Here is a 22,362-nt window from a genome sequence, read left to right as displayed (position 1 = left end):
AAATAGCAAGCAAAAAAGCTTGGCAGGGCCAAGCTTTCTTTTATGCAGAAAGTCCGTTCACTTTTTTCGCTAGGTTTGATTTGTAACGAGCCGCAGTATTTTTGTGGACAAGACCTTTTTTCGCTGCTTTGTCGATTTTCTTCGCTGCAACGGATAAAGCTGCTTTTGCTTTGTCTGCTTCGTTGTTGGTTACAAGTGTTTCAACTTGTTTGATCGCAGTACGCATTGCAGATTTGATCGTCGCATTGTGTGCGCGGCGCTCATTGTTTGTTTTTGTGCGTTTGATCGCTGATTTAATGTTTGGCAATGTGTTTCACCTCCTAAGAAATAACCTCTGTTCCTTTTTCTATAGGTTAGATCTCCACAATAGAACAAATTGTATTCTATCAAACACACCTTTAGATTGCAATATAAATGTAAAGTATTTTTATTTGAAAGGACGCTTCCGGGAATGTTTGCACTTACGGCAGGGAACACTATTTACAGTTATGTTTTTGGAGGGAATGCAAATATGGAGAAGAAAAAGCTTGACTTGAGCAAATATACCGTTAGAACCGATTTAGCCGTTGAAGCAAAGGATCTGGCGCAAGAAAGAGAAGCGTCTTCCCGGCAACAACTAAAAGGGTTTAAGGTCAAAGAATATGAGCAGGACGGAATCAAAGTCCAGACGATGGATATTGACGAAGAAGGGGCAAAGCTGTCCGGCAAAAAAGCAGGGCGCTATTTAACCTTGGAAACGCAGGGAATCAGGCAGCAGGATTCGGCTCTTCAAGAAAAGGTCATCAATTTGTTTGCAAAGGAGTTTTCCGCTTTTCTTGACTATTTGGGCATTCAGCAGGATGCGAGCTGTCTAATCGTCGGGCTGGGCAACTGGAATGTAACCCCTGATTCGCTCGGACCGCTTGTCACGGAAAGTCTCCTTGTGACAAGGCATCTATTCAAGCTTCAGCCGGAAAATGTGGAGGAAGGCTACCGCCCGGTCAGCGCGCTTTCACCGGGCGTGATGGGGCTGACGGGAATCGAGACGAGCGATATTATCCAAGGCGTGATCGACCGTTCTAAGCCCGATTTCGTGATTGCGGTCGATGCTCTTGCCTCAAGGGCGATCGACCGCGTCAATTCAACCATTCAAATTTCTGACAGCGGGATTCATCCCGGATCAGGGGTCGGGAATAAACGAAAAGAATTGAGCAAAGAGACGCTCGGGATCCCGGTCATCGCCATCGGCGTTCCGACCGTTGTCGATGCGGTTACGATTACAAGCGATACGATCGATTATATTTTGAAGCATTTCGGAAGAGAGATGAGAGATGACAGCCCGTCCCGATCGCTTGTGCCTGCAGGAATGACTTTCGGAAAACGTAAGGTTTTGACAGAGGAAGACCTCCCGGATGAACAGCAGCGCAAATCGTTTCTCGGAATCGTCGGAGGTCTTGGAGAAGATGAAAAAAGGCAGCTCATTTACGAAGTGCTCGCACCGCTCGGCCATAATTTGATGGTAACGCCGAAAGAAGTCGATTCGTTCATCGATGACATGGCAAACGTCATTGCAAACGGGCTGAACACCGCGCTGCATGAAAAAGTCTCACAGGACAACAAAGGCATGTACAACCACTAGGCGGCTGAATAAGCCGCCTGATTTTTTTCGCCCAATGGCTTGTTCTACTTCCTCTATCTTGCTCATAGTCTATTTACTAGACAAGCTCTGGAGGGATTGCGATGAAAAAAAGAGGCAGAAATCGTCAGTTTGTGCTGGCCGTAAACGCTGGAACCGCGGTGAAAACAGTCTTCTTGTTTATTGCCGGCCTGCTCTTAGTGTTCATTTTGTCAGGGGTGCTCACATCTCTCCGGCCTGAACTGAGACCATCTTCGTCATTATATCGGGTGACGGATGAACTGGCGGGTGAAGCGTTTGGACACATTTTAGGGATGGAAAACCGGTATTTTGCATCAGAGCTGCCTGAACCGAATAAAAGGATTGAGCTTTCGCCGCTTGTTCTAAAACTGGCGACGAGCATTAATTTGAAAGACCCGCGAAGCTTTCTCGGCCGCGAGCTTCCAGGTTTTTCGCATTTTGATTCAGACATTCTCGTAGCTGGACAAGGGACCGATTATACGAACATGCCTTCTGAATCTGCGCCGCCGACCGAAGTCTTAAAAGAAGAAAGAGAAGCAAATCTTGCAGAGATTGAAGGAAAGAAAGAAGACGCTGAAAACAAACAACCTCCCGAGCAGTCAACCGGCGACCGAAAAGTGGTATTTATTTATAACACGCATAATACCGAATCGTATCTGCCATTTTTAAAGGGGGAAACCAATCCCAACATGGCCATTCATTCAAAAGCGAATGTCACGCTTGTCAGCGATATGCTCGCTGATGCTTTGGAATCTCAAGGCGTCGGGGCAAAGGTGGATAAAACGGACATTCAAGCGAATCTGAAAAAGAAAGGCTGGAGCTATCCGCGCTCCTATGATGAAGCAAGGCCTGTCGTTAAAGAAGCGATGGCCCGAAACAAGGATCTGCAGTATTTTATCGATATTCACCGGGATGCGCAGCGCAGAAAAGCGACCACCACGACGATAAAAGGAAAAAGCTATGCGCGGATCGCATTTGTCATCGGCAAAAAAAGCTCTAATTTTGAGGCGAATTTAAAGCTGGCAAAAGATCTGCATGAACGCCTTGAAAAAAAATATCCGGGCTTAAGCCGCGGCGTTATATCAAAAGGCGATCCTGGGGATAATGGCGTATATAACCAGGACTTAAACGAGCATTCGATCTTAATTGAATTCGGGGGCGTCGATAATAATCGGGCGGAGCTTGAACGGGCTGCAGACGCAACGGCCGACGTGTTCAGCGAGATGTTCTGGGAGGCGGAAAAAGTCGATGCAGGCTCAGGTGAAGACGATAAGAAAAAACAATAGAAACAGGTGATAACGGTGGCTTCTTTTATAGGAAAATGCATATTGGCATCCGCTGTCATGTTTTTCGGCGTTCTCGTCGGCATGCAGCAGGCGAATAACGGGATGCTGGAAATGAAGGGCTATAAAGACCCTGATTTAAAAGGAGCGCTCAGCATTTCTGAAGGAGAAGCGAAGGAGGCTTCCGTTCTCGGGCACAAAATCGATTTGGAAGAAAAACAGAAGGAGCTTGAACGATTGGAAGCTTTCAACTTTTTTTCCCAGGCCGGCCGCGCGCTGGCAGACTCGGTCACGAACTCAGCCAGGTCTTTGTATGACTGGATCAAGGACAAAACGGAATAAGTCAAAGAGAACGGGTTCCAGGGGAACTCGTTTTTTCTTTTTTGCGACTTGACCTGAGGATTTCTAAACATTGAATCTTTACACCCCTATTGATATAATCTAAGCTAGCGCATGTTGCGTTTCATAGTAGGAGTGATTAGTGTGACAGACAAAGAAAAACGATTACAAAGACAGTCGAGAATTCGCAATTTCTCTATTATCGCCCATATTGACCACGGGAAATCAACGCTGGCAGACCGTATACTGGAAAAAACGGCGGCAATCACTCAAAGGGAAATGAAAGAGCAGTTGCTCGACTCGATGGATTTGGAACGAGAAAGAGGAATCACCATTAAACTCAACTCCGTTCAGCTGAAATATAAAGCAAAAGACGGAGAGGAATATATTTTTCACCTCATAGACACCCCGGGGCACGTGGACTTTACCTATGAAGTGTCAAGAAGCTTGGCCGCGTGTGAAGGCGCGATTCTCGTCGTTGACGCAGCCCAGGGAATCGAGGCGCAGACGCTCGCAAACGTTTACCTTGCGCTTGACAATGACCTTGAAATCCTGCCGGTCATTAACAAAATCGACTTGCCGAGCGCAGAGCCGGAGCGCGTCCGCCAAGAGGTGGAAGATGTCATCGGCCTCGATGCTTCAGAAGCGGTCCTTGCTTCCGCCAAAGCGGGCATCGGGATCGAAGAGATACTGGAGCAGATCGTTGAAAAAGTTCCGGCTCCAGACGGAGATCCCGACGCTCCTTTACAGGCTTTGATCTTCGATTCCCTCTATGATGCCTACAGAGGAGTCGTCGCTTATATCAGGGTTGTCCAGGGAACTGTAAAGGCCGGACAGAAAATTAAGATGATGGCGACCGGGAAGGAATTTGAAGTCACGGAAGTCGGTGTATTTACGCCGAAAGCCGTTCCTGCCGATGAATTGACGGTCGGCGATGTCGGATTCCTGACAGCGGCGATCAAAAACGTGGGAGACACCCGCGTAGGGGATACGATCACGAGCGCGGAAAACCCGGCCGAGGAAGCCCTGCCCGGCTACAGAAAGCTGAATCCGATGGTATATTGCGGACTGTATCCGATCGACACCGCGAAATACAACGATTTGCGGGAAGCGCTTGAGAAGCTTGAGCTGAACGACTCTTCACTTCAATATGAAGCGGAAACCTCTCAGGCTTTAGGATTCGGCTTCCGCTGCGGATTCTTGGGCATGCTTCACATGGAGATCATCCAGGAGCGGATTGAACGCGAATTTAAGATTGATTTGATTACGACGGCGCCGAGCGTTATTTACGACGTTTACATGACTGACGGCGAAAAGATCATCGTCGACAATCCGTCAAACATGCCTGATCCGCAGAAGATTGAGCGTATTGAGGAGCCGTACGTGAAAGCAACGATGATGGTGCCGAACGACTTTGTCGGTGCGGTCATGGAATTGTGCCAAAATAAGCGCGGCCAGTTCATCGACATGCAGTACCTCGATGCCAACCGGGTCAGCATCATTTACGAAATTCCGCTGGCTGAGATCGTCTATGAATTTTTCGATCAGCTGAAATCGAGCACAAAAGGCTATGCGTCATTTGATTATGAACTGATCGGCTATAAGCCGTCTAAGCTCGTCAAGATGGACATCATGCTGAACGGCGAAAAAATTGATGCACTTTCCTTTATCGTTCACCGCGATTATGCGTATGAGCGCGGAAAGGTAATCGTCGAAAAGCTGAAAGAACTCATTCCGCGCCAGCAATTCGAAGTGCCGGTTCAGGCTGCCATCGGCCAAAAGATCATCGCCCGTTCGACGATCAAGGCGATGCGCAAAAACGTTCTGGCGAAATGTTACGGCGGAGATATTTCCAGAAAGCGCAAACTGCTTGAAAAGCAAAAGGAAGGAAAGCGAAGAATGAAACAGGTCGGCTCTGTCGAAGTTCCGCAGGAAGCCTTTATGGCTGTGCTGAAAATGGACGACAGCAGCCAGAAATCATAGGCCTTTTTCCGCCGCAGCTTAACACACTGCGGCTTCTTTCCGTAAAAGAAGGTGAACATAATGAAATCCGCTTATATCCACATTCCGTTTTGCGAACACATCTGCCATTATTGCGATTTTAATAAATTTTTTATTCAGAGCCAGCCTGTTGACGACTACTTGCGCTATTTGGAAAAGGAAATGTCCAATACAATGGAAGCCATCGAGGCCCCCGAGCTGAAAACGATTTTTATTGGCGGAGGCACTCCGACCTCATTATCGGCCGTTCAGCTTGAACGGTTGCTTGATACAGTCAACTCGGTTTTAAAACCGGGCGAAAACCTCGTTGAATTTGCAGTGGAAGCCAATCCGGACGATCTGTCGTCAGAAAAGCTGAACGTATTGAAGCAAGCCGGTGTAAACAGGCTGAGCTTCGGCGTTCAAACGTTTGAAGATGAGCTGCTGAAGAAAATCGGCAGGGTTCACGAGAAAAAAGATGTGTTCGTTTCCTTTGAAAGGGCGAGGGAGGCCGGATTTGAAAACATCAGCCTTGACCTCATGTTCGGGCTGCCGGGACAGACGATTGACGATCTGGCTGCATCGCTTGAGACCGCACTGTCTCTCGACGCTGAGCATTATTCGGTTTATTCGCTTATTGTGGAGCCGAAAACCGTTTTTTACAATCTGATGAAAAAAGGCCGCCTTCACCTGCCGCAGCAAGAGCAGGAGGCGGAGATGTATGAGCTCGTCATGAAAACGATGGCCGAAGCCGGCATACACCAGTACGAAATCAGCAACTTCGCGAAAAAAGGGTTTGAAAGCAGGCATAACCTCACATATTGGAGCAATGAAGAGTACTTTGGCTTCGGAGCGGGCGCCCACGGCTATATCAATGGCAAACGAACCGTAAACGCGGGCCCTGTCAAGCATTATATCGAGCTTATCGACAAAACCGGTTTTCCTTATAAGGAGAGCCATCCCGTGACAAGAAATGAACAGATTGAAGAAGAGATGTTTCTCGGCCTGCGGAAAACAGCCGGCGTAAGCAAAGAGCGGTTTTTCGAAAAATACGGAACGCCTCTTGACGGCCTTTTCCCGGACGTTTTGCGTTCACTTGAAGAAAAAGGACTGATTTTGAATACGGAAAAAAGCGTTCGTTTGACACACGGCGGAAAGCTGCTGGGAAATGAAGTGTTTCAGGCATTCTTGGGTGAGTTATAATTGACATTTTGATTGGGGTTTGGTAATTTTGATATACAATTAGCACTCGGGTGTCGTGAGTGCTAACAGGGGTGATATGGATGTTAACAAATCGTCAGCTGTTAATCTTGCAGGTTATCATCAACGATTTTATTCGTTCAGCTCAGCCGGTGGGATCAAGAACGCTTTCTAAAAAGGAAGACATCACATTCAGCTCGGCTACGATCAGAAACGAAATGGCTGACTTGGAAGAGCTTGGATTTATCGAAAAAACCCATTCATCTTCAGGCAGGATTCCTTCTGAAAAAGGCTATCGCTATTATGTTGATCATTTGCTTTCTCCTGGAAAGCTGTCAAAGACGGATTTGAAATTAATACATTCCATCTTCAAGGAAAAGATCTTTGAGCTTGAAAAAGCCGTGCAAAAGTCAGCTCAAGTCTTATCAGACCTGACCAATTATACATCGATTGTCCTCGGGCCAAGGCTGAGCGAGAATCATTTGAAACAGATTCAGATCGTGCCGATCCAGCCGAATAAGGCTGTCGCCATTCTCGTGACAAACACGGGACACGTCGAGAATAAAACGATTAATTTTCCGGCGGAGGTCGACCTTTCAGACCTCGAAAAGCTGGTTAACATATTAAACGAACGCCTTGCAGGCGTCCCGATATCAGAGCTTAAAGACAGAATTTTTAAGGAAGTGGTCATCTTCCTGCGTGCGCATATCCGTAACTATGACGATATTTTGCATGCGCTCGCGGCTACGCTTGATTCTTCGGCCCAAACCGACCGCTTGTTTTTCGGCGGCAAGATTAATATGCTGAATCAGCCCGAATTTCACGATATCGACAGGGTGAAATCGCTGTTGTCGCTTATTGAGAAAGAACAGGAAGTTCTGCGGCTTTTCCAATCGACGGAAGCCGGAATCACCATTAAAATCGGCAAAGAAAATGATTACGAAGAAATGGAAAACTGCAGTCTGATTACCGCCACTTATACGCTCGGTTCAAAGCAGATCGGCTCGATCGCGGTCATCGGACCGACGCGCATGGATTATGCCCGTGTCGTCGGATTGCTCCAGCATGTATCATCTGACTTGTCAAAAGCGCTGACGAGTTTGTATGATGGGTAAGGCAGTACTGAAAGCAGGCAGGAGGGAGCTCTCCCTTCTCTACATATGCAAGGTACCTTTAAGGGAGGTGAACACAGATGGCAGAAGAAAAACAAAACCAGGAACAAGAGGAACTGGAAGAATTGAATCAGACGGAAGCAGAAGAAGCTGAAGTTGAAGCAGAACAAGCCGCTTCTGAAGCCGATGAACAGGCTGAAGAAAACCAAACTGAACTGCTTGAAAAACAACTGAAAGAACTTCAAGAACGTCTTGATGAAAAAGAAAATAAACTTTTACGTGTTCAGGCGGATTTCGAAAATTACAAAAGACGTGCCCGCCTTGACCTTGAAGCCGCGGAAAAATACCGTTCACAGCGCATCATCAGCGATTTGCTCCCGGCGCTCGACAACTTTGAACGCGCCCTCGGGATCGATCCTGACAACGAACAGACGAAAAGCCTGCTGCAAGGAATGGAAATGGTGCACCGTCAAATTTTGGATGCACTTCAAAACGAAGGCGTTGAAATCATTCCTTCTGTGGGCGAACAATTCGACCCGAATCTGCATCAGGCCGTGATGCAGGTTGAGGATGAAGCATATGAATCGAATGCAGTCGTTGAGGAGCTGCAAAAAGGCTATAAACTTAAGGACCGGGTGATCCGTCCTTCTATGGTAAAAGTAAATCAATAACTACATAGCAGGAGGTTATTTTCATGAGCAAAGTTATCGGAATTGACTTAGGGACAACGAACTCATGCGTTGCAGTGCTTGAAGGCGGAGAGCCGAAAGTCATCCCTAACCCAGAAGGAGCCCGCACGACTCCGTCAGTTGTAGCATTTAAAAACGGAGAGCGGCAAGTGGGTGAAGTGGCAAAACGCCAGTCCATCACGAACGTGAATACGATCATGTCGATCAAACGCCATATGGGCACAGATTATACAGTTGAAATCGAAGGCAAAAAATACACGCCACAGGAAGTATCTGCGATCATCCTTCAGCATTTAAAATCTTATGCTGAAAGCTATCTTGGTGAAACAGTCTCTAAAGCCGTAATTACCGTTCCTGCATACTTCAACGATGCGGAGCGCCAAGCGACAAAAGACGCCGGTAAAATCGCCGGACTTGAAGTCGAGCGGATCATCAACGAGCCGACTGCGGCTGCGCTTGCTTACGGCTTAGACAAAACGGATGAAGATCAAACGATTCTTGTATACGACCTTGGCGGCGGTACATTCGACGTTTCGATTCTTGAGCTTGGCGACGGCGTATTTGAAGTTCGCGCTACAGCGGGCGACAACCGTCTCGGCGGAGACGACTTCGACCAAGTCATCATCGACCATCTCGTATCAGAATTCAAAAAAGAAAACGGCATCGATCTGTCCAAAGACAAAATGGCGCTTCAGCGCTTGAAAGATGCTGCTGAAAAAGCGAAAAAAGACCTTTCCGGCGTATCTTCAACACAAATTTCCCTGCCGTTTATCACAGCAGGGGATGCAGGTCCGCTTCATCTTGAACTGACCTTGACACGCGCTAAATTTGATGAGCTTTCTTCACACTTGGTAGAACGCACGATGGGCCCTGTCCGTCAGGCGCTTCAAGATGCAGATCTTTCTGCAAGCGAAATTGACAAAGTCATCCTTGTCGGCGGATCTACGCGTATTCCTGCCGTACAGGAAGCAATCAAAAAAGAAACGGGCAAAGAGCCGCATAAAGGCGTAAACCCTGATGAAGTTGTTGCGCTTGGTGCAGCGATCCAAGGCGGCGTCATCACTGGCGATGTAAAAGACGTTGTTCTTCTTGACGTAACGCCATTATCTCTTGGTATCGAAACAATGGGCGGCGTGTTTACCAAACTGATCGACCGCAACACAACAATTCCGACAAGCAAATCACAAGTGTTCTCAACAGCGGCCGACAATCAAACAGCGGTTGACATTCACGTGCTACAAGGTGAGCGCCCAATGGCTGCCGACAACAAAACGCTCGGACGCTTCCAGCTTACAGATATCCCGCCGGCACCGCGCGGTGTTCCGCAAATCGAAGTATCGTTTGATATCGACAAAAACGGTATCGTCAACGTAAGTGCGAAAGATTTAGGAACAGGCAAAGAGCAGAACATCACGATCAAATCTTCCTCAGGTCTTTCTGATGAAGAGATCGAACGCATGGTCAAAGAAGCTGAGGAAAACGCCGAAGCCGATGCGAAGAAAAAAGAGGAAATCGAGATTCGCAACGAAGCAGACCAGCTTGTCTTCACAACCGAAAAAACGCTGAAAGACCTTGAAGGCAAAGCGGATGAAGCACAAGTGAAAAAAGCGAATGAAGCAAAAGACGCGCTAAAAAGCGCAATCGAGAAAAATGACCTTGACGAAATCAAGGCGAAAAAAGAAGAGCTGCAAACGATCGTTCAAGAGCTTTCAGTGAAGCTTTACGAAGAAGCCGCTAAACAAGCGCAATCTCAGGAAGGCGGAGAAGCGAAAAAAGCGGATGACAATGTCGTAGACGCTGAATTTGAAGAAGTGAACGACGACCAGGACAAAAAGTAAGAACAATAGAATCGGCTGTGCGGGTATTGCCTAAGCATGGCACATGACGATAAAAGTCAAAGTCAGGATCTCTTGACTTTGACTTTTTTCTTCCTTAAGGACAAAAGGAATTGAAAAAACATAATTTGAAATGATACAATCTAATTTATGTGAGAAAATCGGGAGTGTGAAGAGATGAGTAAGCGTGATTACTATGAGGTGCTTGGGGTAAGTAAGAGCGCTTCAAAAGATGAGATAAAAAAAGCTTACCGCAAGCTTTCCAAAAAATATCACCCGGATATTAACAAAGAAGCAGGAGCGGCTGATAAATTCAAAGAAGTCAAGGAAGCATACGAAACGCTTTCCGATGATCAAAAACGTTCGCACTACGACCAATTCGGCCATACCGATCCAAATCAGGGATTCGGCGGCGGAGGTTTCGGCGGAGGCGACTTCGGCGGCTTCGGTTTTGACGATATTTTCTCAAGCATATTCGGAGGCGGCACACGGAGAAGAGACCCGAATGCCCCGCGGCAGGGAGCAGACCTGCAATATACGATGACATTGTCCTTTGAAGAAGCTGCTTTCGGAAAAGAGACGACGATCGAAATCCCGCGCGAGGAAACGTGTGAAACATGCCACGGCTCAGGTGCAAAACCGGGAACAAAACCGGAAACTTGCTCACACTGCGGAGGGTCTGGCCAGCTGAACATGGAGCAGTCGACACCTTTCGGCAAAGTCGTCAACCGAAGAGTTTGTCATTATTGCAACGGTACCGGAAAGCAAATTAAGCATAAGTGTTCAACGTGCGGCGGCACAGGAAAAGTGAAAAAACGCAAAAAAATCAATGTCACCATTCCGGCAGGCGTGGATGACGGCCAGCAGCTTCGGGTCGCCGGACAGGGTGAACCAGGCATAAACGGCGGACCGTCTGGTGACTTATTCGTCGTTTTCCGCGTTCGCGAGCACGAATTTTTCGAGCGCGACGGAGATGACATTTACTGCGAGATGCCTTTGACCTTCGCACAGGCTGCGCTCGGGGACGAAATCGAAGTGCCCACTCTTTACGGAAAAGTGAAATTAAAGGTTCCCGCAGGAACGCAAACGGGTACAAAGTTCCGCTTAAAAGGAAAAGGCGTGCAAAATGTCCGCGGATATGGTCAAGGCGATCAGCACATTGTCGTCCGTGTGGTCACGCCGACCAATTTAACGGAAGCCCAGAAAAACATTCTCCGCGAGTTCGCAGAAGTGAGCGGAAATGTGCCGGATGAACAGGAAATGAGTTTTTTTGACAAAGTAAAACGCGCCTTTAAAGGTGATTAATGATTGGATGAGGAGTTGGTAGTATGAAATGGTCCGAAATTTGCATTCACACGACAAATGAAGCGGTGGAGCCCATCTCAAATATTTTGCATGAAGCCGGTGCGAGTGGAGTGGTAATTGAAGATCCGCTTGATTTAACAAAAGAACGTGAGAATGTGTACGGAGAAATCTACCAGCTCGACCCCAATGATTACCCTGATGAAGGGGTCATTATCAAAGCGTATCTCCCGATCAACAGCTTTTTGGGAGAAACCGTAGAAGGAATCAAGGAAACGATTAACAACCTTCTGCTCTATGATATTGACCTTGGAAGAAATAAAATTACCATCAGTGAAGTGAATGAAGAAGAATGGGCGACAGCCTGGAAAAAATATTATCATCCCGTTAAGATTTCCGAGAAATTTACGATTGTTCCGACATGGGAAGAGTATACGCCGGTTCATACGGATGAGCTGATCATCGAGATGGATCCGGGCATGGCATTCGGAACAGGCACGCATCCGACGACGGTCCTTTGCATACAGGCGCTTGAGAGGTATGTAAAAGAAGGAGATTCGGTCGTGGACGTCGGTACGGGAACGGGCATTTTGAGCATCGCTTCCGCCATGCTCCGCGCTGACCGGGTAGAGGCGTACGACCTTGATCCGGTGGCCGTCGAAAGCGCCCGTCTGAATTCCAAGCTCAATAAAGTCAGCGATCGCATCGAGATCAAGCAAAACAACCTGCTCGACGGAGTCGCGGGAGAAAAAGACGTCATCGTCGCCAATATTTTAGCCGAGGTCATACTTCGTTTCACAAAGCAAGCCTACAGCCTGCTGAAACAAGATGGCTACTTTATCACGTCGGGAATCATCCAGCAGAAAAAGCAGGAAGTCAAAGACGCTCTTCTAAAAGAAGGATTCACGATCATTGAAGTGCTGTCAATGGAGGACTGGGTCAGCATCATCGCCAAAAAATAATCGTTAGTAGGTGTCTAAAAGCGTATGCAACGATATTTTATCGAACAAACAAAACAAGAGATCGCAGCATCTTCCGCCATCGTCATCAAAGGAGAGGACGTCCACCATATCGCAAATGTGATGAGAATGTCGCCCGGCGACCATGTCGTGTGCTGTGCAAAGGACGGCCATGAAGCCGAATGCCGAATCGAATCTTTGTCAAAAGAAGAGGTTAATTTAAGCGTTGTGGACTGGACAGGGAAAAATCGCGAGCTCCCGATTCGCGTCCACATCGCAAACGGCCTCCCGAAAGGCGATAAGCTCGAATGGATCATTCAAAAAGGCACAGAGCTCGGCGCCAGCTCGTTTTTGCCTTTTGCAGCGTCGCGGTCAGTCGTCAAGCTCGACGAAAAAAAGGCGAAGAAAAAACGGGAAAGGTGGGCGAAAATCGCCAAGGAAGCTGCGGAACAGTCCCACAGAAACAAAATTCCCGAAGTGGAGCGCGTCCATACGTTTCAAGGCTTGCTTGAAAGCCTTCCAAGCTTCGATAAATGTGTCGTTGCATACGAAGAGTCATCGAAACAAGGAGAAAACAGCGGGTTTCAGTCTGTGATTAAAGATCTGCCGGAAGGTTCTTCCCTGCTAATGGTGTTTGGTCCGGAAGGCGGCTTTTCAGAAGGCGAAATCGAAGCGCTCAAGGAAAAAGGCGCTCTCGCCTGCGGGCTCGGTCCCCGCATTTTAAGGGCGGAAACCGCGCCGCTTTACGCTTTAGCGGCAGTTTCCTATCATACAGAGTTACTAAGAGGTGAATAACAATGGCAACCGTTGCATTTCATACCCTAGGCTGCAAGGTCAACCATTATGAAACTGAAGCGATCTGGCAGCTTTTTAAAGAAGCCGGCTATGAAAGAAAAGAATTTGAAACGAGAGCTGACGTATACGTCATTAATACATGCACTGTCACAAATACAGGCGATAAAAAAAGCCGCCAGGTGATCAGACGGGCGATCCGTCACAATCCCGACGCCGTTATTTGCGTAACCGGCTGCTATGCTCAGACTTCACCTGCGGAAGTCATGGCGATCCCCGGAGTAGACATCGTCGTCGGTACACAGGACCGCGAAAAAATGCTTGGATATATCGAGCAATACAAAGAAGAAAGGCAGCCGATCAACGGCGTCGGCAACATCATGAAAGCCAGGGTGTTTGAAGAGCTTGACGTTCCGGCGTTTACCGACCGGACGCGTGCTTCTTTGAAGATTCAGGAAGGCTGCAACAATTTCTGCACGTTCTGCATCATTCCGTGGGCGCGCGGCCTTCTCCGCTCCCGTGATCCGGAAGAAGTCATCCGCCAGGCGCAGCAGCTTGTCGATGCAGGCTATAAAGAAATCGTCCTGACCGGAATTCATACCGGCGGGTACGGAGAAGATATGAAAGATTACAACTTTGCACAGCTTTTAAGAGAATTGGACAGCCGTGTAAAAGGCCTGAAAAGAATCCGCATCTCATCCATTGAAGCAAGCCAGATTACCGATGAAGTCATCGAAGTGCTCGACAGCTCCGACAAAATCGTCAGACACTTGCACATTCCGCTTCAGTCGGGTTCCAACAGCGTGCTGAAACGAATGAGAAGAAAATATACGATGGAATTTTTCGCAGACCGTTTAACAAAACTTAAAAAAGCACTCCCTGGACTTGCGGTCACATCTGACGTCATCGTCGGTTTTCCGGGGGAAACGGAAGAAGAGTTCATGGAGACGTATAACTTCATTAAAGAACACAAATTTTCAGAGCTCCACGTCTTCCCGTACAGCAAGCGGACGGGTACCCCTGCCGCGCGCATGGACAATCAGGTTGACGAAAACGTGAAAAACGAACGGGTTCACAAATTGATTGCCCTGTCAGACCAGCTTGCAAAAGAATATGCGTCAGACTACGAAGGAGAGGTTCTCGAGATCATTCCTGAGGAGCGGTTTACGGAAACGGGTGAAGACAACTTATATGTCGGCTATACCGACAATTATATGAAAGTTGTATTCGAAGGATCTGAAGACTTGATCGGACAGCTTGTGAAAGTGAAAATCGCAGAAGCGGGCTATCCGTATAATAAAGGACAGTTCGTCCGTATCGTGGACGAAGACGTTCCTGAAAGCATGCGTCTTTCATCTTAAATGTTTGAAAAGCCGGTTCGCCAAAAAGGTGTACCGGCTTTTTTATAAAGCGCATTTATTGGAGGAGAGAACCCTGGATTTTTCGAATATCTTCCCAGCCATACACAAGTTCAGAAAGTTTCCTTTCCCCGATCTCGACTTCGACAGCATCGATTTTTTGACCGCCGAGCGCTTCATAAAATTGACGGGATGCATTTTCTTCCAAGACAAGAACAATCATAGAGCTGATACGCATTCTTTTTAGTTCATCAATGACCGGTTTAAAAAGAGCTCTTCCAATACCCTGTCCTTGATGATCTTTTAAAATATAAATGGAATATAACTCCCCGTCATACCCGCTGTATTTGCCGCTTCTTTCTGCACCGCCGGATGAAAACCCGACGTTTTCCCCGTCGCCGTTTTCTGCGACGTACACACCGCCCTGAGGGATGTTGTTGACCCATAACTGTTCCTGATTTTCATATGCTAGATTCTGCAAGTATTCGTCCGGAACGATATCGGCATACGTCGTTTTCCAGCTGTCGACATGTACCCGGGCGATTCCTTTAGCATCGGCTGAAACAGCTTTTCTTATTTTCACACGCCTGCTGGACATTTTTTCTCACCGCCTTTTTACTAAACTATATCATCATTAGCGGTTTCGGTTTGGGATCAGAAACATAATAAACGAATGAAAAACATTGGTCAGGGGCAAAAAAAGAACGGCTGTGACAACGTTAAATAACAGGCTGAAATGGGCGATCTGCTGAGCCGGGCTCTCGGACAGGCCTGAAATCAAACCGGTTATGGATGAAAGCGCAGGATAAACGGCCGCCGCCCCGATCAGGTTAAACACAACATGGGCATAAGCCGTTTGCCTGGCGGCAGTGCCGCCTTTAACAGAAGCCATGACGGCCGTGATGCATGTCCCGATGTTAGAGCCGAGCACAACGCTCATCGCCTCGGTCAGTCCGATAACCCCCTGATCCATGAAGCTCATCAGGATGCCGATACAGGCGGAGCTCGAATGGATGATGGCGGTGAGCACCGTCCCGATCATAAAAGCATTGATTGTGGAATGTTCGACAAGATGTACGATATATGCGCCCGAGTCGAGGCGCGACAACGGCACGGCAAGGCGGCTGAATCCGTTGATGCAGAAAAAAATCACGCCTAAACCGATCATGCTCACCCCCGCATTTTGAAAAGGGGATTTTCTTGTGATCAAAAGGAGCGCTCCCAGAGCAAAAAGAAAAACAACCAAAAATTCCAGCTTCACAGCTAAAAATTCCGTCGTGAATGTAGAGCCGATGTTCGTCCCTAAAATGAGCGGAATCGAACGTTTAAACGAGAGGGCGCCCACGCTGACAAATCCGATGACAATCACCATGAACGCGGAGCTGCTTTGCAAAATCCCCGTAAATACGATGCTGACGAAAAAAGCTTTTAGAGGGTGATCCGTAAAAAAAAGCAGCCGTTTTTCAATTTCTTCAAATGCCAGCGAAATCAGACCCCGTCTCAGCATGCTCATGCCGGCGAGAAAAAGAACGATCAAAAACACAAACAAGATAAACATCATCATCAGATTTTCGCATTAGCCTCCTTTGTAAATGTATACAGACAAGCCGCCTGAATGATGACTAACAATAAAACAATCCCGTTTGGTTGACCTTACCGAAGGCTTATATTATAATGTCAAAGTACATGTTTCAATGTATGTCTTTTTACAAGCAGTCGATTGGTGTATTCGGAGGGAGGGAAAGAGAATGTCAAAAACGGTCGTTAGAAAAAACGAATCGCTTGAAGATGCTCTTCGTCGCTTCAAACGCAGTGTATCAAAGACAGGTACTTTGCAAGAAGCAAGAAAGCGTGAATTTTATGAAAAACCTAGCGTAAGACGCAAGAAAAAGTCTGAAGCTGCCAGAAAGCGCAAATACTAAAAGAGGGTGGATTTATGAGTCTTCTTGAGCGACTGAATCAAGATATGAAGCTCTATATGAAAAACCGTGAGAAAGACAAACTGACTGTCGTTCGAATGGTGAAGGCTTCGCTTCAAAACGAAGCAATCAAGCTTAAGAAAGACAGGCTGACCGAAGATGAAGAACTGACTGTTCTTTCTCGTGAATTAAAACAGCGTAAAGACTCCCTCCATGAATTTTCAAACGCTAATCGTTCAGATTTAGTAGATAAAGTTCAAAAAGAGTTAGACATTTTAGAAGCTTATATGCCCGAACAGCTCTCAGAAGACGAGCTGCTCGGCATCGTCAATGAAACGATTGCCGAAGTCAGCGCTTCTTCAAAAGCGGACATGGGCAAAGTGATGAGCGCGATCATGCCGAAGGTTAAAGGAAAAGCCGACGGCAGCCTTGTCAATAAGCTTGTCAGCAAACAACTGTCTTAAAAGAAAGCAAAGACACCTTTCATCATCTGAAAGGTGTCTTTTTTGCTGTACGGTCATAAAATAGAAAAGAAATTGAAACCTTTGATACATTTGTACCGTATGTAAATTATGATCATCGGGGAAGGAGGGATCGAAGTCCTTGCTGCTGAATAAATTGAGAATTTTAGTTGCCCTTGCCTGCGGCTTTGTTTTATCCTTATTAATAGGGGTTCATTCGACCGCAAAAGCATCTGGGGACACGGTATACGTGATCCCGATCGAAGAAACGGTGGAAAAGGGACTTTCTAAATTTCTTGAGCGGTCCTTTCAGGAAGCAGAAGATATGAATGCCAAGCATATTATACTCGATATCAATACCCCGGGCGGAGCCGTTGATGCTGCTCTTGAAATGGCCGATACGATACATAACTCCGCCATTCCGGTGACCGCTTATGTCAACAGAAGGGCTCTTTCGGCGGGCGCGTACCTTGCCTTAAATGCTGATGATATCTACATGGCGCCCGGCGGAAAAATGGGGGCTGCCGCGATCATCGATACAAACGGAAATGCAGCGGATAAAAAATCCGAATCTTTGTGGCTGGCGGAAATGGAGGATGCGGCGAAAAAAAACGGCCGTGATCCGAAATACGCACTCGCGATGGCCGATGCAGACGTCGACGCCAAAGAAGCCGGAGCGCCGAAGGGGAAGCTTTTGACTTTGAGTCCTGACAAGGCGCTCGATGTCGGGTATTCGGAAGGAACCGCCCAAAACCTTGATGACCTTTTGAAAAAACTGAACCTGGAAGATGCCAAGGTTCAGTACGGTGAAGTCAGCTTCGCTGAAAAAGTGGCGCGGTTCCTCACTCATCCGATCGTTGTTCCGATTCTTTTGTCGATTGGAAGTCTCGGACTGATGGTCGAGCTGTATTCTCCGGGCTTTGGTATTCCGGGGTTCATGGGTCTTTCGGCGCTCATGCTCTTTTTCTACGGCCATCTAGTGGCAGGTCTTGCGGGAATGGAAACACTTCTTCTCTTTATCGCCGGAATTGTGTTCATTATCTTAGAACTTTTTCTGCCGGGCGGAATAGCAGGGATTATCGGCGTTATCGCCGTCGTCGCCAGCCTCTTTTTAGCCTCTGGAAGCTTTAAGGTCATGGCCGTCTCCATCTTGATTGCAACTGCTGTTTCGATAGCGGCATCCATTTTATTGACGAAAGTGTTGGGAAAGCGTATGAAATTTTTTAAGAAATTCATCTTAACCGATTCAACGAGTACGGAAAGCGGATATGTCTCAAATGTGACCCGGCACGATTTAATCGGAAAAATCGGCGTCACACAAACAGCGCTCAGGCCGGCCGGAACGGTCATCATTGACGATGAACGGCTTGACGTCGTATCGGATGGTTCGTTTACCGAAAAAGACAAAAAAGTCAAAGTGATTAAAGTGGAAGGCTCACGGATCGTCGTGAGAGAAATATAAACCTATATTTTGAAGGAGGAACATTATGGATCCGTCAACTTTATTACTTTTAGCATTAATCGCAGCAGGGGTCATCCTACTGGCCGTCTTCTTTACATTCGTCCCTGTAATGCTGTGGATCTCGGCTTTGGCCGCAGGAGTGAAAATCAGCATCTTCACGCTGATCGGAATGAGGCTTCGCCGCGTTATTCCGAGCCGTGTCGTCAATCCGTTGATCAAGGCGCACAAAGCCGGATTGGATGTTTCCAATAATCAGCTTGAAAGCCACTACCTTGCCGGAGGAAATGTTGACAGGGTTGTCAACGCGCTGATTGCGGCTCACCGGGCAAACATCGAATTGACGTTTGCCAGATGTGCGGCGATTGATTTGGCAGGCCGCGACGTTCTTGAAGCGGTTCAGATGAGCGTTAACCCGAAAGTGATCGAAACGCCGTTTATCGCGGGTGTGGCGATGGACGGAATCGAGGTAAAAGCAAAAGCGAGAATTACGGTGCGCGCGAACATCGACCGTCTTGTCGGGGGAGCCGGCGAGGAAACGATCATCGCCCGCGTAGGCGAAGGGATCGTATCAACGATCGGTTCGTCAGATAACCATAAAAAAGTGCTCGAAAATCCGGATATGATTTCCCAAACCGTACTGAGCAAAGGCCTGGACTCGGGTACCGCATTTGAAATCCTTTCGATCGACATCGCTGACGTGGACATCGGCAAAAACATCGGAGCCATCCTTCAGACCGACCAGGCTGAAGCCGATAAAAACATCGCGCAGGCAAAAGCGGAAGAGCGCCGTGCGATGGCCGTCGCCCAGGAACAGGAAATGCGCGCCAAAGTCGAAGAGATGCGCGCCAAAGTGGTTGAGGCCGAAGCGGAAGTGCCGCTTGCCATGTCTGAAGCCCTCCGCAGCGGCAAGATCGGCGTCATGGACTACCTCAATATGAAGAACATCGATGCGGACACGGAGATGCGCGATTCCTTCGGGAAGCTGACGAAAGACCAGTCTGACGAGGATCATAAATAAACAAAGCCCCGAATGAACAGGAGGGAGCTAAATTGCAGGATATACTGGATATCATTGTAGATAATCCGATCATCATGGCCGTTATCCTCGGGATCATATCTTTCATTTTCAACAAATTGGGGAAAAACGATGACAACGAAGAGGCTAGACGCAAAAAAACGTCTGAACGGCCAAAAACAGAAGCGCCGAAGAATGCGGAAAAACGCCAGAAGACAACCGGGAAAGCCGCGGCACAGCCGGCGGCAGCGCAAAAGAGCACCGACATGGCGCGCGAGCTTGAGCGAATCAAAACCGATGTCGAGCGGTCGATGCCCGCCGTTGAACGGGCATTGAAAAAGCAGAGCGGCCGTCAGACGAAACCCGCACAACACGTGATCGAGCTGAATCAAAACACGGTTGTTCAAGGGATCGTGCTCAGCGAGGTACTGGGCCCTCCCCGTTCCCGAAAACCCCATCACACAACGAGGCGCCGACCTTAAAATTAAAAGTATTAGAACCCCTTTCTCATTCATACATATGAGATGAAAGGGGGTTCTTTTTTTATGGCGCAAAGAAAAAACCGCATTAGAGCGTGGCTGACGAAAACATTGGAAATCCCCCCCGACGTCATGATGGATCTTCCGCGGATTACGATGATCGGAAGACTTCACATATATATCGAGAATCACAGAGGACTCCTGCTTTTCAGCGACCGAGAAGTTCGGCTGATGCTAAAGCAGGGGCAGTGCATCATTCAGGGCAAAGACTTCGTCATTAAAACGATTTTGCCTGAGGAGATATTGCTGGAAGGCACGATTGAGCTCGTACGCTATATTGATTCATAAGTCAGGGGGAAGAGGCGTGAAGAATAAATGGCTTTCTTTTTTTTCAGGTAAGATACAGCTTGAAGTCACCGGAATGGGGATCGAACGTTTATTAAACGAATGTACAAGGCAGGGCATTCCGCTGTTCGATGTGAAAAAAAAGAAAGACTCTGTCTTTCTTTATATTCTGCTTTCTGATGTACATGCCTTTCGGAGGATCATCAGGCGTTTTGACTGCAAATGCCGATTTACAAAGCGGAATGGCTTTCCCTTTGTGATTCAGAAATCGAAGCATAACAGCGGGTTTACGCTCGGTATTGCCGCCTTTTTCGTCGTGATGTTCGTCTTCTCCAATATGCTTTGGAAGATAGACATTTCAGGCGCCAAACCGGAAACCGAGCATCTCATCAGGCAGCAGCTTGATGAAATCGGCGTGAAAAAAGGACGTTTGCAATTTTTGATGCCGACACGGGAAAAAATCCAGCAGTCGCTCACAAAGGGCGTTGAGAACATTACATGGGTCGGAATCGAACTAAACGGGACAGCCCTCCATATGAAAGTGGTTGAAAAAAATGAACCGGAAAAAGAAAAGTTAAGCGGCCCGCACCATTTCGTTGCCAAAAAAAGGGCGACCATCGCCAAAATGTTCGTAGAAAAAGGCGAGCCGCTCGTCACAGTCAATGAGCATGTCGACAAGGGGCAAATGCTTGTTTCCGGTTTGATCGGCAGCGAGGATGAACGGCTAAAAGTCGGGGCAAAGGGGAAAATCTACGGCGAAACGTGGTACAAATCAACGGTGACCGTCCCCCTTGAGACATCATTTGACGTTTTTACGGGTAAAGTAAGGACAAGGCACAAGCTTACCATCGGCTCCATGTCCATACCGTTTTGGGGCTTTTCCATTAAAGAAGAAGAGCTCGCGCGCCCGAAAACCGAGGTCGAAAAACATCCGCTTCATTTATTGACATTCAAGCTTCCCCTGTCATATGAAAAGGAAATGACGCGGGAAACAGAACAGGTCAAACGGGTATATACGAAAAAAGAAGCGGTCCGGGAAGGGATCGAAATGGGCAAAAAAGACGTCCGGAAAAAAATCGGCGAAGATGGAGACGTAATCGGTGAAAAAGTTTTGCACGAAACGAGTGAGAATGGTAAAGTTAAATTGATCATCCTTTACCAGGTTATTGAAGACATTGTTCAAACAACACCAATTGTTCAGGAGACTAAAGAATGACAGAACACTTACTTGCGATTAATCAGCAATTGGAAAGTCCGAATGAAGCTCAGGCGCTGTTTGGAAATCAGGATTCGCATCTGAAGATCATGGAGGAAGAGCTGAACATTTCGATTGTGACGCGGGGTGAAACGGTGTATGTCACAGGTGATGAAGAAACCTTTCACATCGTGGACAGTCTGCTCGCTTCGCTCTTGAATCTGATCCGCAAAGGAATTGAAATATCCGAACGTGATGTCTCATATGCGATCAAGATGGCGAAAAAGCACAAGCTTGAGTTTTTTGAAAACATGTATGAAGAAGAAATTACGAAAAATGCCAAAGGTAAGCCGATCAGGGCCAAAACGATCGGCCAAAGGGAATATATCGCCGCCATGAAGCGGCATGATCTCATCTTTGGCATCGGGCCTGCCGGAACGGGCAAAACCTACCTGGCCGTCGTAAAAGCAGTCCATGAATTGAAAAACGGACACATCCAAAAAATCATTCTGACTAGGCCGGCTGTTGAAGCAGGAGAGAGCCTCGGCTTTTTGCCGGGCGACTTGAAAGAAAAAGTCGATCCTTATTTAAGACCCTTGTATGACGCCCTTCACGATGTACTCGGCACGGATCATACGGCAAGGCTCCTTGAAAGGGGAACCATTGAAGTTGCGCCGCTCGCCTACATGAGGGGAAGGACGCTTGATGACGCTTTTGTTATTTTGGATGAAGCGCAAAACACGACGCCTGCACAAATGAAAATGTTTTTGACGAGATTGGGTTTTGGCTCTAAAATGGTCATTACAGGCGACATCACGCAAATCGACTTGCCGAAGGGAGTCACATCGGGTCTTGCCGTCGCAAAAAGCATGCTTTATGATATCGACGGGATTTCCTTCGTTGAGCTGGATCAGACAGATGTGGTCAGACATCCGCTGGTCGCCAAAATTATTGAAGCATACGAAAAGACAAAATAATCGAAATGGCCCGATCGCCCGCTA

23 protein-coding genes are annotated in these 22,362 nt (G+C 47.5%); 20 read left to right on the top strand and 3 right to left on the bottom strand.

From position 1 onward, the window contains the following. Positions 1-40 precede the first annotated feature (40 nt). Positions 41-307, bottom strand: coding sequence for a 30S ribosomal protein S20 (gene rpsT / locus AB447_RS04765; RefSeq protein WP_048355473.1), 267 nt, complete (start codon positions 305-307; stop codon positions 41-43). 204 nt (positions 308-511) lie between these two features. Here rpsT and gpr point away from each other — a divergent pair, with 204 nt between their 5' ends. The 12 genes from gpr (at position 512) to mtaB (ending at position 14,488) form a co-directional block, all read left to right on the top strand. Then, positions 512-1,618, top strand: coding sequence for a GPR endopeptidase (gene gpr, locus AB447_RS04760; protein WP_048355474.1), 1,107 nt, complete (start codon positions 512-514; stop codon positions 1,616-1,618). A 101-nt stretch (positions 1,619-1,719) separates the two neighbouring features. After that, positions 1,720-2,922 (top strand): stage II sporulation protein P, encoded by a 1,203-nt coding sequence (spoIIP, locus tag AB447_RS04755; protein ID WP_048355475.1) that lies wholly within the window; start codon positions 1,720-1,722, stop codon positions 2,920-2,922. A 15-nt stretch (positions 2,923-2,937) separates the two neighbouring features. Further along, positions 2,938-3,261, top strand: coding sequence for a YqxA family protein (locus AB447_RS04750; protein ID WP_048406543.1), 324 nt, complete (start codon positions 2,938-2,940; stop codon positions 3,259-3,261). Positions 3,262-3,402: 141 nt separating this feature from the next. Then, positions 3,403-5,241, top strand: a complete 1,839-nt coding sequence (lepA, locus tag AB447_RS04745) for a translation elongation factor 4 (protein WP_048355476.1) — start codon at positions 3,403-3,405, stop codon at positions 5,239-5,241. Between the two features lie 60 nt (positions 5,242-5,301). Further along, the gene (hemW, locus tag AB447_RS04740; RefSeq protein WP_048355477.1) at positions 5,302-6,441 is read left to right on the top strand and encodes a radical SAM family heme chaperone HemW; all 1,140 of its coding nucleotides are present in this window, start codon (positions 5,302-5,304) and stop codon (positions 6,439-6,441) included. Positions 6,442-6,521: 80 nt separating this feature from the next. Further along, positions 6,522-7,553, top strand: coding sequence for a heat-inducible transcriptional repressor HrcA (gene hrcA, locus AB447_RS04735; protein WP_046131775.1), 1,032 nt, complete (start codon positions 6,522-6,524; stop codon positions 7,551-7,553). 77 nt (positions 7,554-7,630) lie between these two features. Further along, entirely contained in the window at positions 7,631-8,221 is a 591-nt protein-coding gene (gene grpE, locus AB447_RS04730) for a nucleotide exchange factor GrpE (protein WP_046131776.1), read from the top strand. Between the two features lie 23 nt (positions 8,222-8,244). After that, positions 8,245-10,077: a molecular chaperone DnaK gene (dnaK, locus tag AB447_RS04725; protein WP_046131777.1), complete on the top strand. Its 1,833-nt coding sequence runs from the start codon at positions 8,245-8,247 to the stop codon at positions 10,075-10,077. 174 nt (positions 10,078-10,251) lie between these two features. Next, positions 10,252-11,379: a molecular chaperone DnaJ gene (gene dnaJ, locus AB447_RS04720; RefSeq protein WP_046131778.1), complete on the top strand. Its 1,128-nt coding sequence runs from the start codon at positions 10,252-10,254 to the stop codon at positions 11,377-11,379. A gap of 23 nt (positions 11,380-11,402) precedes the next feature. After that, entirely contained in the window at positions 11,403-12,338 is a 936-nt protein-coding gene (gene prmA / locus AB447_RS04715) for a 50S ribosomal protein L11 methyltransferase (RefSeq protein WP_046131779.1), read from the top strand. A 24-nt stretch (positions 12,339-12,362) separates the two neighbouring features. Continuing rightward, positions 12,363-13,130, top strand: a complete 768-nt coding sequence (locus AB447_RS04710) for a 16S rRNA (uracil(1498)-N(3))-methyltransferase (protein ID WP_046131780.1) — start codon at positions 12,363-12,365, stop codon at positions 13,128-13,130. 2 nt (positions 13,131-13,132) lie between these two features. After that, positions 13,133-14,488 carry a tRNA (N(6)-L-threonylcarbamoyladenosine(37)-C(2))-methylthiotransferase MtaB gene (gene mtaB, locus AB447_RS04705; protein ID WP_046131781.1) on the top strand — a complete coding sequence of 452 codons (1,356 nt, stop codon included), beginning with the start codon at positions 13,133-13,135 and terminating at the stop codon, positions 14,486-14,488. A 55-nt stretch (positions 14,489-14,543) separates the two neighbouring features. Here mtaB and AB447_RS04700 read toward each other — a convergent pair whose 3' ends face one another. Continuing rightward, positions 14,544-15,083: a GNAT family N-acetyltransferase gene (locus AB447_RS04700; protein WP_048355478.1), complete on the bottom strand. Its 540-nt coding sequence runs from the start codon at positions 15,081-15,083 to the stop codon at positions 14,544-14,546. 36 nt (positions 15,084-15,119) lie between these two features. After that, positions 15,120-16,049 (bottom strand): Na/Pi symporter, encoded by a 930-nt coding sequence (locus AB447_RS04695; protein ID WP_057957453.1) that lies wholly within the window; start codon positions 16,047-16,049, stop codon positions 15,120-15,122. 184 nt (positions 16,050-16,233) lie between these two features. On the opposite strand from AB447_RS04695, the gene rpsU reads away from it, so the two are divergent. From rpsU to AB447_RS04655, 8 genes are all read left to right on the top strand, one after another. Then, complete coding sequence (rpsU, locus tag AB447_RS04690) at positions 16,234-16,407, top strand: 30S ribosomal protein S21 (protein WP_003183654.1); 174 nt, start codon at positions 16,234-16,236, stop codon at positions 16,405-16,407. A 14-nt stretch (positions 16,408-16,421) separates the two neighbouring features. Continuing rightward, on the top strand, positions 16,422-16,868 hold the full coding sequence (locus tag AB447_RS04685; protein WP_048355479.1) for a GatB/YqeY domain-containing protein: 447 nt from the start codon (positions 16,422-16,424) through the stop codon (positions 16,866-16,868). Positions 16,869-17,007: 139 nt separating this feature from the next. Then, entirely contained in the window at positions 17,008-18,327 is a 1,320-nt protein-coding gene (locus tag AB447_RS04680; protein WP_048406551.1) for an NfeD family protein, read from the top strand. Between the two features lie 25 nt (positions 18,328-18,352). After that, positions 18,353-19,345 (top strand): flotillin-like protein FloA, encoded by a 993-nt coding sequence (floA, locus tag AB447_RS04675; protein ID WP_048355480.1) that lies wholly within the window; start codon positions 18,353-18,355, stop codon positions 19,343-19,345. A 41-nt stretch (positions 19,346-19,386) separates the two neighbouring features. Next, positions 19,387-19,824 (top strand): hypothetical protein, encoded by a 438-nt coding sequence (locus tag AB447_RS04670; protein ID WP_057957472.1) that lies wholly within the window; start codon positions 19,387-19,389, stop codon positions 19,822-19,824. Positions 19,825-19,887: 63 nt separating this feature from the next. Next, on the top strand, positions 19,888-20,169 hold the full coding sequence (gene yqfC / locus AB447_RS04665) for a sporulation protein YqfC (RefSeq protein WP_046130036.1): 282 nt from the start codon (positions 19,888-19,890) through the stop codon (positions 20,167-20,169). Positions 20,170-20,185: 16 nt separating this feature from the next. Continuing rightward, positions 20,186-21,382 carry a sporulation protein YqfD gene (gene yqfD / locus AB447_RS04660; protein WP_048355481.1) on the top strand — a complete coding sequence of 399 codons (1,197 nt, stop codon included), beginning with the start codon at positions 20,186-20,188 and terminating at the stop codon, positions 21,380-21,382. Then, complete coding sequence (locus AB447_RS04655; protein WP_046130034.1) at positions 21,379-22,338, top strand: PhoH family protein; 960 nt, start codon at positions 21,379-21,381, stop codon at positions 22,336-22,338. The genes yqfD and AB447_RS04655 overlap by 4 nt, the downstream gene beginning before the upstream one ends. Positions 22,339-22,362: the final 24 nt, after the last annotated feature.

The sequence above is a fragment of the Bacillus glycinifermentans genome (assembly GCF_001042475.2).
Taxonomy (GTDB): Bacteria; Bacillota; Bacilli; order Bacillales; family Bacillaceae; genus Bacillus; species Bacillus glycinifermentans.
Note: the sequence above shows the minus strand (reverse complement) of the source record. Positions and strands in the feature narration are given on the sequence as shown.

Bases quoted from the DNA above. Each gene is read 5' to 3' on its own strand.
- grpE (WP_046131776.1), top strand. From the start codon at position 7,631: ATGGCAGAAGAAAAACAAAACCAGGAACAAGAGGAACTGGAAGAATTG.
- AB447_RS04655 (WP_046130034.1), top strand. From the start codon at position 21,379: ATGACAGAACACTTACTTGCGATTAATCAGCAATTGGAAAGTCCGAAT.
- yqfC (WP_046130036.1), top strand. From the start codon at position 19,888: ATGGCGCAAAGAAAAAACCGCATTAGAGCGTGGCTGACGAAAACATTG.
- dnaJ (WP_046131778.1), top strand. From the start codon at position 10,252: ATGAGTAAGCGTGATTACTATGAGGTGCTTGGGGTAAGTAAGAGCGCT.
- mtaB (WP_046131781.1), top strand. From the start codon at position 13,133: ATGGCAACCGTTGCATTTCATACCCTAGGCTGCAAGGTCAACCATTAT.
- AB447_RS04685 (WP_048355479.1), top strand. From the start codon at position 16,422: ATGAGTCTTCTTGAGCGACTGAATCAAGATATGAAGCTCTATATGAAA.
- AB447_RS04710 (WP_046131780.1), top strand. From the start codon at position 12,363: ATGCAACGATATTTTATCGAACAAACAAAACAAGAGATCGCAGCATCT.
- gpr (WP_048355474.1), top strand. From the start codon at position 512: ATGGAGAAGAAAAAGCTTGACTTGAGCAAATATACCGTTAGAACCGAT.
- prmA (WP_046131779.1), top strand. From the start codon at position 11,403: ATGAAATGGTCCGAAATTTGCATTCACACGACAAATGAAGCGGTGGAG.
- floA (WP_048355480.1), top strand. From the start codon at position 18,353: ATGGATCCGTCAACTTTATTACTTTTAGCATTAATCGCAGCAGGGGTC.
- hemW (WP_048355477.1), top strand. From the start codon at position 5,302: ATGAAATCCGCTTATATCCACATTCCGTTTTGCGAACACATCTGCCAT.
- spoIIP (WP_048355475.1), top strand. From the start codon at position 1,720: ATGAAAAAAAGAGGCAGAAATCGTCAGTTTGTGCTGGCCGTAAACGCT.
- hrcA (WP_046131775.1), top strand. From the start codon at position 6,522: ATGTTAACAAATCGTCAGCTGTTAATCTTGCAGGTTATCATCAACGAT.
- AB447_RS04700 (WP_048355478.1), bottom strand. From the start codon at position 15,083: ATGTCCAGCAGGCGTGTGAAAATAAGAAAAGCTGTTTCAGCCGATGCT.
- AB447_RS04695 (WP_057957453.1), bottom strand. From the start codon at position 16,049: ATGATGATGTTTATCTTGTTTGTGTTTTTGATCGTTCTTTTTCTCGCC.
- dnaK (WP_046131777.1), top strand. From the start codon at position 8,245: ATGAGCAAAGTTATCGGAATTGACTTAGGGACAACGAACTCATGCGTT.
- rpsU (WP_003183654.1), top strand. From the start codon at position 16,234: ATGTCAAAAACGGTCGTTAGAAAAAACGAATCGCTTGAAGATGCTCTT.